Here is a 9,850-nt window from a genome sequence, read left to right as displayed (position 1 = left end):
GGCGCGGCGGGGCGCGCCCCGCGGCACCCCGCCTCCTCCCTCCATCTGTTGCCGCGGGGGGGCGGGGCGCCGCCCCCCCCCCACTGCTTTGCAACTCAGTTGCTCCTACTCAACACCATCGAGTGATGCTTTGCTGGAGGATCCTAGCTAGCCTCGAGTGGTGACAGCGCGCAACGTAGCCGATCTGTATCTTCGAGTTTCGTCCAACCGAGAAGGACACTCCGGCATCGAGCGGCAAGAGGCCGACTGCCGAGAATGGGCTGCACGGAACGGTTTTGCCGTGCGCAAGGTGCATGTAGATCGCGGTCGCTCCGCTTTCAAGGCGGTGCGCCGCACCGGATTTTCGGATGCGATCACCGCCATCGCCGCAGGCGTGGCCGATGCGCTCATCGTCTGGAAGCTCGACAGGTTGTCCCGCCGCGGAATCACCGAGGTGGCGGCGCACCTGGACAAGTTTCAGAAGGCTGGTGCGCGCTTCGTGTCGGTGATGGACAAGCTCGACACCGACGAGAAATCTGCCAGGGATGTGATGATGCTGCTGGCGGATCTCGCTCGCGCGGAGTCCGAGAACACGAGCATGCGTGTCGAGAGCGCAAAGCGGCATCTCCGGGAAGCGGGCAAATGGGCCGGAGGCCGACCTCCATACGGACTCAAGGTGGACCGGGAGACACAGAGGTTGGTCCCCGATCCGGAGACCGCTGTTCATGCCCGCCTGATCGCCGACGAGGCACTGGCCGGATCGACGCTGGTTGAGATCGCCCGCCTGCTCAATGGGCACGGAATCGAATCGCCGAGAGGCGGGGAGTGGAACTCTTCGACGGTTCTCCAGCTTCTGAAGTCGCCTGCATTCGCAGGAATCATGCCGCGGACTGAGACTGCCGTGTCCGCGGACGGGACCCGGAAGTACGGGCATCGTGTTCATCCTTGGATCGACCCGGTGACCCTGATGCCGGTATCCATCGGTGAGGGAGTGATCGGAGTCGAGGAGCGCGAGATCATTCTCCGGAAGATCGCGAGCCGGAGTCTCTCGTTCGCAGGCAGCCGGACGGGTCGGAACCACAGTCCGGCCCTGCTGACAGGGCTTGCCCGATGTGGCCGGTGCGGGTCTCGGATGAGCAAAGCCGGTACTTCGTACCAGTGCTCTCGGCACCGAATGGGTCGCGACTGTGCAGGCGTTTCTGTGCAGGTCAAGAGCTTCGATCGTTATGTCGAGAACGCGGTTCGGACCCGAGCGGCCGAGCTGCAGCCGGGCGATTCGCTGATGGAAGTGGTGCTCGACCGGGTCGCCAGACGAAGCCATCCCGAGCTCCATGAGAGGCGCGATGTGATTCGACAGGAGATCTCGACACTCGAGAAACGAAGATTCGAGCTTGAAGAAGCCAGATACCTGCGAGGTGAATTCGGCGGTGAGGAAGGAGCCAACCGCTATTCGCTGATTGCGGACCACCTGCACGAGCGGCTCGAGCGACTTCGCCAAGCGGCAGCGCATGCTTCGCTGGCGCTAGCGAGTCGACCGGCGCGCTGCGAAGAGGAGCTGGTGTGGATGGTCGAGCGAGCCGATTCGCCGGAGGAGCGAAGGGAGGTGCTCGCGCTGTTCGTCGATCGTGCGGAGGTGCAACCTGGTCGTGTCGGTGCCAGGTTCGACGGTGATTCGAGGGTCGCGATCACGTGGGCGGAAGCAGGAGTTCCCACAGACTCCTGACGTGATGGATTTCTCGAACTACTGGGCTCCCGATCACGGCAGTGGCAGCCTTGAGCCCATGACGAAGCCCGCTCGAGTCCGCGCCGCCGAGCTGCGGGGGCGCTCCTGGTTGAACACTGGTGGACGGGACCTCTCCCTGGCGGATCTCAGAGGGCGTGTCGCCATCATCGACTTTTGGACCTTCTGCTGCATCAACTGCCTCCACGTCCTCGACGAGCTCCGCCCGCTCGAGGAGAAGTACGGTGACGCGCTCGTCATCATCGGCGTCCATTCCCCGAAGTTCGAGCACGAGCGCGACCCGCAGGCGCTCGCCGCGGCCGTCGAGCGCTACGGTGTCGAGCACCCCGTCCTCGACGATCCCAACTTGACCACATGGGATGCGTTCGCTGCACGGGCTTGGCCGACGCTGGTAGTGATTGATCCCGCCGGCTATGTGGTCTCAACGATGGCCGGCGAGGGACATCTCGAAGCGCTCGATGCGATCGTGGGTGAGCTGGTCGCTGAGCACACCGCCGATGGAACTCTCGACACCGCTGGTTCGCTCTACGTGGCCGCCCCGCCCGCCGAGACCGCACTCCGCTTCCCCGGCAAGGCGATCGAGCTCCCGGGCGGCGACGTCCTCGTCACCGACTCGGCCCGCCACCGCCTCGTGCGCCTCGCCCCCGACCTCGAGACCGTCGTGTCCGTGATCGGCACCGGCGAACGCGGCCGCGCCGACGGCACCGAAGCCCAGTTCAACGAGCCGCAGGGCCTCGCGCTCCTCCCGGCCGAGGTCGCGGCCGAGGCCGGCTACGACCTCGTCGTGGCCGACACCGTCAACCACCTCCTGCGCGGCGTCCGCCTCGCCGACGGCCACGTCACCACCGTCGCCGGCACCGGCAAGCAGTGGCGCATGGACAACGGCACCGCCGACGCCCTCGAAGTGGACCTCTCCTCGCCCTGGGACCTCGCCTGGTTCGAAGGCGAACTCATCATCGCCATGGCCGGCATCCACCAGCTCTGGTCCTTCGACCCGCTCGCCCGCACCGCCGGCGTCTACGCGGGCACCACCGTCGAGAGCCTCAAGGACGGCCCCCTCGACCAGGTCTGGATGGCGCAGCCCTCCGGCCTCGCCGCCACCGCCGACCGCCTCTGGCTCGTCGACTCCGAGACCTCCGCGCTCCGCTACGTCGAGCGCGGCGCCATGCACACCGCGGTCGGCCAGGGGCTCTTCGACTTCGGGCACGTCGACGGCCCCGCCGCCGACGCCCTCATGCAGCACCCGCTCGGCCTCGCGGTCCTCCCCGACGGCCGCGTCGCCGTCGCCGACACCTACAACGGCGCCCTCCGCGCCTACGACCCGAGCACCGAAACGGTCGCGACCCTCGCCGCGGACCTCGCGGAGCCCAGCGACGTGATCGTCCTGGGCGGCAAGGTCGTCGTGGTCGAATCCGCCGCGCACCGCCTCACCGCGCCCGACCTCGGCGAGGCCGCCGTCTCCGGGCAGCACCACCGGGTCACCCGCAAGCGCACCAAGGTCGCCCCCGGCGCGCTGCGCCTCGAAGTCCTCTTCGAACCGGCCGCCGGCCAGAAGCTCGACTACACGTTCGGCTCCCCGATCCAGGTCACGATCTCGGCCGACCCGCCGCAACTCCTCGCCGAGGGCGCGGGGAAGGGCGAGGAGCTGGGCCGCGACCTCGTACTCGCCGACGGCATCGAGAAGGGCGTCCTGCAGGTGGTCGCGCAGGCGGCGACCTGCGACGCCGAGGCCGAGCACCCGGCGTGCCACCTCACCCGCCAGGACTGGGGCGTCCCGATCGAGATCGCCGAGGACGGCGTCTCGACCCTCCGCCTGGTCCTGCGGGCCTGAACCCCGAGCCTGTGACCTCTTGCGGGAGCAGGTATTTCACCTGCCCGCAGCGTGTCATGAATCCGTGCGGTGCTCACGGCGCATTACGTTGTTCGGACCGCACTGCAAAGCACGTCCTATCAGGGAGGAAACCGCTGTGACCTTGGCGCCGGTGGAAGAACGCTACTCCGAGCACGAGCACTGGCTGGTGCTCAACGCCGCCGATCAGATCGTCACCGTGGGCAAGCTGCTCGAGCAGCAGGTCCGCACCCTCGAATACCTCACCCCTGAATACGCCGGCAGCCTCGCCGACTTTGAGCCGGACCTCTCTCGCCTGAACGGCTAGGCCGGCCCGGCCGTTCGGTCGAATCACGCCGGGTCGCTTCGGAGTAACGTCGGCCCGGACGCGAAAGGCGCGTCCCTCCAGAAACGGTCCGGGTTCCCCGAGAAAGGGGCACTGTCGAGACCGTGGCGGGGCCGGCAAGCCCGACGCGCGCGAGGGCCGTCCCGGCGCCGGCGCACTCTCACGGGAGCGCGTCGCAATCGGGCACTCAACGGGCACTGAGCGACTCCTGGTATCACCGCGCCGGGACGGCTCCCTCCGCGCCAATACGCTGAAAGCGAAGTCGCGCCCCAGCGGCGCTGCGGCGTCGCACCTCGCTGCTACCGTCGATGGGTGGAATCTTTCGAGAGGCCCTTCGGCGACGAGTCCGGCCCCGTCCAAGCCCCGATGCACCCCGCGTGGATCCGCATCATGCCGTGCAGCATCGAGTTGTTCCGCACCGTCCCCTCCGTGAACCCGTTCCCGGCGAGCTGGTGGGCCGACGCCTTCCCCGAGGACGACATCTGGAACGAGCCCGTCTGGTGCGACCCGGGCGACGTGGACGACTGGATCGCCGAGGCCTCCGAGCACCACCTGGGCGCGTCCCAGGAGGTCATCGAGAAGGAGGCCCGCGAGGAGTACGACCGGGCCACCGCCGAGCGCAGCGAGCGCATCGACACCTTCACCACGCACTGCCGCCGTGCCGGACTGCCCGTCCCGCACACCGTGCGCGACCTCCTCGAGTTCCTGCTCGCCCTGGGCCTGTACCGCTCCGAGATGCGCGACGGGAAGCTGTACGTCGCCCCGATGCTCTACATCAACCCGTTCGACGTGCTCGCCTTCGACAAGGTCGAGGCCATCGAGGAGGCCGCCGACCAGCGCGGGGACCTCGAGGAGCTCACGGCGATCGCGATCCGCCGCGTCGGCGGCATCGAGTACGAGTTCGACGACGAAGGGCGTTTCGTCCTCCCCGGCGGCGCGAAGTCCGCGACCGTGCAGGTGAGCCTCGCGGCGCTCGCCGAGGACTCCGGCGTGCCGGCCCCGGTGATCCGCGGGATGCTCATGGAGCTCGCCGAGGACGGGGACGTGGCCGGCTCGGTCGACATCGGCGAGGTCGGGGTGGCGGAGGAGTTCACGCTCACCGCCTCGGACGACCTGCTGGGCGGCTATCCGAACGACGAGCTGCTGCCGCCCGAGCACGCCTGAGCGCGGTCCGGGCGCCGTTGAACGGCGCCTGGACGCCTGCGACCGGGACCGCACTGCATTCACTCTCAGTTCACCTTCACGTTCACCTGCGTGCACCTGCGTGGCGTTCCATGAGGGCAGGACACGTTAACGGCGGTTGACATTCGGTGATTGGAGTTCGCGTGACCGTGAACGAGACTGGTACCCGCGCCAAGGCCCCCATCGCGGGCCTCGCCCCGGGCCGAGCGGCGCGCAGCGAAGGCTCGCTGTTCACCCCGACGCAGACCGAGACGGTCATCGACCTCAAGGGCGTCGACATCCACTACGGGAAGGCGCACGCCGTCCGCGACGTCTCGCTGCCCGTGGCGCGCAATCAGATCACCGCGATGATCGGCCCGTCCGGCTGCGGCAAGTCGACTGTGCTGCGCTCGATCAACCGCATGAACGACCTCATCCCGGGCGCGAAGGTCTCCGGCAGCATCACCTTCCACGGCAAGGACATCTACGCCTCGGGCGTCGACCCGATCGCGGTGCGCCGCCACATCGGCATGGTGTTCCAGAAGGCCAACCCGTTCCCGAAGTCGATCTTCGACAACGTCGCGTACGGCCTGCGGATCAACGGCATGAAGGACAACCTGGCCGACCGCGTGGAGCAGGCGCTCCGCGGCGCGGCGCTGTGGGACGAGGTCAAGGACAACCTGAAGAAGAGCGCCCTGGCGCTCTCGGGCGGGCAGCAGCAGCGCCTGTGCATCGCCCGCGCGATCGCCGTGCAGCCGGAGGTCCTGCTCATGGACGAGCCGTGCTCGGCGCTCGACCCGATCGCGACCGCGCGCATCGAGGAGCTCATGAGCGAGCTGGTGCGCGACTACACGATCGTGATCGTCACCCACAACATGCAGCAGGCCGCGCGCGTCTCGGACGCGACGGCGTTCTTCTCGGCGGCCGTGGACGACGCGGGCGAGCGCTACGGCTTCCTCGTCGAGTTCGACGAGACGCAGCGCCTCTTCTCCAACCCGTCCGACTCCCGCACCGAGGACTACATCACCGGCCGCTTCGGCTAGGGCCGCACCGGGACCACCGCTTACGGCGGCGCGATCGAGGGGTTCGCGCCGCCGTTCCCGTGTCCGAGGAAGCCTTGGGGAAGCGGAGCCGAGACAGCGAGAAGCGGGGCGGCCGGAGGCCGCCCCGCTTTCACGTGCGATGTCTAGACGTCGTTGCCGCAGAGGATCCCGTAGGTGCGGTTCTCGCCGTCGACCATCTTCCAGTACCAGTCGGTGCCGCAGTCCGCGCCCTTCGCTTCGGCGTCCGCGTCGGACATGTCCTTGACGGGCTCGTCGAGCATGATCGTGTCGACGACGGTGTACAGCGCCAGGCTGGAGCCGCAGTCGATGCTCCACCAGCGGTCGGCGTCGTCGAAGCAGTCGCCCACGTCCGGCATGACCGGCAGGTGCTCGGGCTCGGCCGGGTCGGGGTTGCCGACGGCCTTCATGCAGTAGAGCGAGTCGAGGCTGCCCGAGGAGTACACGTAGTCCCAGTGGGTCCACGCCTGGCCGAGCTGGTTGGCGCCCCAGCCGTCCCCGCACAGCGCGTAGACGGGTGCGGTGTCGACGATGGAGCCCTCGTCGTCGACGGCGATGTCGGCGACGTCGTAGGACTGGGCGGTGATCTCCCAGAACGCGGTCCCGTCGGAGCAGTCGACGAGCGCGCCGAGGCCGCTGCCGTCGACGTCGTACTCGTACGGGAGGCACTGCCCGACCTCGGAGCCGGCCTCCTCCTCGGCGGGGGTGGTGGCGTTCTCGTCCGGCGTGTTGTCGTTCTCGGAGGCGGACTCGGAGGTGTCGTCGCCGCCGCCTTCGGCGGTGTCGTCGTCCTTGCCCTTGAGGTTCATGGTGACGAGGAGGACGCCGCCGAGCACGAGGACCGTGGCCACGACGACGATCGTGCCGATGAGTCCGAGGTTCCGCTTCGGCGGTTCCGGCGGGAGGACGGGGCCGCCGTAAGGGCCGCCCGGGTCCTGGCCGTAAGGGGGCTGTCCGCCGCCGCCGCCGTAAGGCGGCTGCTGTCCGCCGCCCGCGCCGCCGTAGGGGGGCTGCTGCGGCTGGCTGCCGTAAGGGTTCTGGCCGCCGTTGTAAGGCGACTGGTAACCGTAGCCGGGGGTCTGCGGCTGCTCCGGCGGAGGACCGTAATTCGGAGGGACAGTCATGTCGGCCACGCTATAGGGGCCTGTCAACAATCGGCGAATCCGGGGTCGCGCGCGAGTAAGGAATGTCGCAGCTCAATGGGGACGCGTGGGGTCGAACGCCCCCGCCCGTCACCGGTGCGAGGTGACGCACCGCTCGGCGGCTTCGGGCCCGGCCGGGCCCGCCGGTGCCCGCGTGCCCGAATCAGCAGGTCAAAGAGTGTCCGGAAGGACGAGCACGCGTTCGACCGTGTAGTCCTCCATCGCGGAGCGCACGCCTTCGCGTCCCACGCCCGAGCCCTTGACCCCGCCGTACGGCATCTGGTCGGCCCGGAAGGAGGGCACGTCGCCGATGATCACGCCGCCCACGTCGAGGGTGCGGTGGGCGAGCATCGCCTGCGGCAGGCTCTCGGTGAACACGCCGGCCTGCAGCCCGTACCGGGAGTCGTTGACGGCGTTGAGCCCCGCTTCGAAGCTCTCGACGCTGGCGAGCACGAGGACGGGCCCGAAGACCTCGTCGCGCAGGACCTTCGCGTCGGGGCGCACGTTCGCGAGCACCGTGGGCTCGATGAGCGAGCCCTCGCGGGGCGTGCCTCCGCAGAGGACCTTCGCGCCTTCGTCGACGGCCTCTTCGATCCACGCCTCGACCCGCGCGGCCGCGTCGGCGCTGATGAGCGGTCCCACTTTGCAGGACGGGTCGTTCGGGTCGCCGGAGGGCAGGGCCTTGACCTGCTCGGTGATGCGGGCGGCCATGTCCGCGTAGGCGGGCGCCTCGATGAACACGCGCTGCACGGCGATGCACGACTGCCCGGCCTGGTAGTTCCCGAACATCGCGATCCGCTCGGCCGCCCAGTCCCGCTTGGGGTAGTCGGCGCTGACGAGGACGGCGGCGTTGCCGCCGAGTTCGAGCGTCACGTGCTTGTCGGGGATGCGGCGCAGGATCTGCTTGCCCACGGGCCCGGAGCCGGTGAAGGAGACGACGGGCAGGCGCGGGTCGTCCACGAGCTGGTCGGCCCGGTGGTTCGGGACGGGCAGCACGGAGAGCATCGCGGGCGGCAGGTCGGTCTCGGAGAACAGCGCGCCGAGGTGGAGCGCGGAGAGCGGCGTGGCCGGGGCGGGTTTGACGACGATCGGGCAGCCGGCGGCGATGGCCGGGCCGACCTTGTGCGCCACGAGGTTGAGCGGGAAGTTGAACGGCGAGATGCCGAGCACGGGCCCGCGCGGGAAGCGCCGCACGAGCGCCATCCGGCCTTCGGCGGCCGCGTCGGTGTCGAGCCGCTGCACTTCGCCGACGAACCGGCGTGCCTCCTCGGCCGCCCACCGGAACGTGGAGACGGCGCGGCGCACTTCGACGCGCGCCCAGGCGATCGGCTTGCCCGATTCGGCGGTGATGAGCTCGGCGCAGGTCTCGGCCTCTTCGTCGAGGCGGCGGCGCACGTGCTCGAGGGCTTCGGCCCGCACGTGGGCGGGCAGGCCCGCGCATTCGCGCGCGGCCCCCGAGGCGGCGGCGACGGCGGCCTCCACCTGCCCGGCGGTGGCCCACGAGGTGGCGCCCACCGGGGACTCGTCGTAAGGGTGGGTGACGAAGAACTCCTCCTCGCCGTGCTGCGGACGGCCTGCCACCCAGATCGGCGAAACGGGACGGAGACGTTGCGACATGCTTCCAGCCTACGGGTTCGAGTGTGTGCGGCGCTGCGGTTGGCGGGGGCGAATCCGCGCCGGAGTGGGGCGCGGCGCGCAACCCGAAGGGCCCGAAGCGGGTCGGGCGTGCACTGCGGACCGGCGCGGCGTCCGGCCGCTCCATGCAGGGGGAATCCCGTGCAACCCGGGTGCGTCCATTTGCCCGCCCAAGGCATGATGAGGACATGAGTGAACAGCAATCAGGTGCGGGGTATCCGCAGCAGCCGACCTCCGGCCAGCCCCAACAGCAGGCCTACCCCCAGGCGCCCTACGCCTCGCCGCAGGCGCAGTACCAGGCCCAGCAGCAGTACGCGGCCTATGCTCCCCCGGCCCCGTCGCTGTTCGACAAGCTCGGCGTGCCGTCCATGCCCGCGATCCTGGGTCTGTGCGGTCTCGGCGCCCTGGTGCTCGCCGGCCTCATCGCCGGCACGAGCTCCGGCGGCTCCTCCGATTTCGGCGACGGCACGGTCCTCTCCACGTTCGTCGCGGGCGAGTTCAGCGGCGACATCCTGTCGATCCTCGTGGCCGTCATCGTCATGTTCGCGCTGACGCTGTTCACCGGTGAGAAGCTGCGGAACCTGTGGAAGACGCTGGCCGTGGTCGGCGCGTCGATCTTCCTGGCGCGGCTCCTGTTCACGGTCCTGTCGCTGGGCGACGGCGACTCCGCGGCCGACGCCTCGGCCTGGATCGGCGCGCTCCTGCTCGTGGCCGCGTACGGCCTGTTCGCCGCTGGTGCGGTGATGGTCCCCGGTTCGGCCGCGGCCGCGCAGCCGGCCGCCCCGGCCGGCCCCGCGCCGCAGCCGGGCTACCCGACCGGCCAGCAGCCGGCCGTGCAGCCGCAGGCCCCGCAGGCCCCGGCGACCCAGCAGAACCCGTGGCCGCAGGCGCCGCAGCAGTAAGGCAGCCGAAGAGGCGGGGGGGGGGGGGGGGGGGGGGGGGCCGGGGGGGGGGGGC

Annotated in this window: 8 protein-coding genes; 6 read left to right on the top strand and 2 right to left on the bottom strand. The window is 69.8% G+C overall.

Annotated elements, in window-relative coordinates:
• Positions 1–160: 160 nt before the first annotated feature.
• From O2L01_RS15005 to pstB, 5 genes are all read left to right on the top strand, one after another.
• A complete protein-coding gene (locus O2L01_RS15005; RefSeq protein WP_270122772.1) occupies positions 161–1,702 on the top strand; it encodes a recombinase family protein in 1,542 nt (513 codons plus the stop codon).
• Between the two features lie 58 nt (positions 1,703–1,760).
• A complete protein-coding gene (locus tag O2L01_RS15000) occupies positions 1,761–3,551 on the top strand; it encodes an NHL domain-containing thioredoxin family protein (RefSeq protein WP_270122771.1) in 1,791 nt (596 codons plus the stop codon).
• 136 nt (positions 3,552–3,687) lie between these two features.
• Positions 3,688–3,876: a hypothetical protein gene (locus O2L01_RS14995; RefSeq protein WP_270122770.1), complete on the top strand. Its 189-nt coding sequence runs from the start codon at positions 3,688–3,690 to the stop codon at positions 3,874–3,876.
• A gap of 330 nt (positions 3,877–4,206) precedes the next feature.
• The gene (locus tag O2L01_RS14990) at positions 4,207–5,058 is read left to right on the top strand and encodes a DUF6042 family protein (protein WP_270122769.1); all 852 of its coding nucleotides are present in this window, start codon (positions 4,207–4,209) and stop codon (positions 5,056–5,058) included.
• A gap of 161 nt (positions 5,059–5,219) precedes the next feature.
• On the top strand, positions 5,220–6,098 hold the full coding sequence (gene pstB / locus O2L01_RS14985; protein WP_374727634.1) for a phosphate ABC transporter ATP-binding protein PstB: 879 nt from the start codon (positions 5,220–5,222) through the stop codon (positions 6,096–6,098).
• A 143-nt stretch (positions 6,099–6,241) separates the two neighbouring features.
• Here the strand turns inward: pstB and O2L01_RS14980 are convergent, their stop codons facing one another.
• Together O2L01_RS14980 and O2L01_RS14975 are read right to left on the bottom strand one after the other, a co-directional pair.
• On the bottom strand, positions 6,242–7,240 hold the full coding sequence (locus tag O2L01_RS14980; RefSeq protein ID WP_270122768.1) for a hypothetical protein: 999 nt from the start codon (positions 7,238–7,240) through the stop codon (positions 6,242–6,244).
• A gap of 189 nt (positions 7,241–7,429) precedes the next feature.
• The gene (locus tag O2L01_RS14975) at positions 7,430–8,875 is read right to left on the bottom strand and encodes an aldehyde dehydrogenase family protein (RefSeq protein ID WP_270122767.1); all 1,446 of its coding nucleotides are present in this window, start codon (positions 8,873–8,875) and stop codon (positions 7,430–7,432) included.
• A gap of 206 nt (positions 8,876–9,081) precedes the next feature.
• On the opposite strand from O2L01_RS14975, the gene O2L01_RS14970 reads away from it, so the two are divergent.
• Positions 9,082–9,795, top strand: coding sequence for a hypothetical protein (locus tag O2L01_RS14970; protein WP_270122766.1), 714 nt, complete (start codon positions 9,082–9,084; stop codon positions 9,793–9,795).
• Positions 9,796–9,850 lie beyond the last annotated feature (55 nt).

The sequence above is a fragment of the Glycomyces lechevalierae genome, from assembly GCF_027622945.1.
GTDB classification, from domain to species: Bacteria; Actinomycetota; Actinomycetes; order Mycobacteriales; family Micromonosporaceae; genus Glycomyces; species Glycomyces rutgersensis.
This window is presented reverse-complemented; position numbering and strand designations above follow the sequence as displayed.

Bases quoted from the DNA above. Each gene is read 5' to 3' on its own strand.
- O2L01_RS15000 (WP_270122771.1), top strand. From the start codon at position 1,761: ATGACGAAGCCCGCTCGAGTCCGCGCCGCCGAGCTGCGGGGGCGCTCC.
- O2L01_RS14980 (WP_270122768.1), bottom strand. From the start codon at position 7,240: ATGACTGTCCCTCCGAATTACGGTCCTCCGCCGGAGCAGCCGCAGACC.
- O2L01_RS14975 (WP_270122767.1), bottom strand. From the start codon at position 8,875: ATGTCGCAACGTCTCCGTCCCGTTTCGCCGATCTGGGTGGCAGGCCGT.
- O2L01_RS14970 (WP_270122766.1), top strand. From the start codon at position 9,082: ATGAGTGAACAGCAATCAGGTGCGGGGTATCCGCAGCAGCCGACCTCC.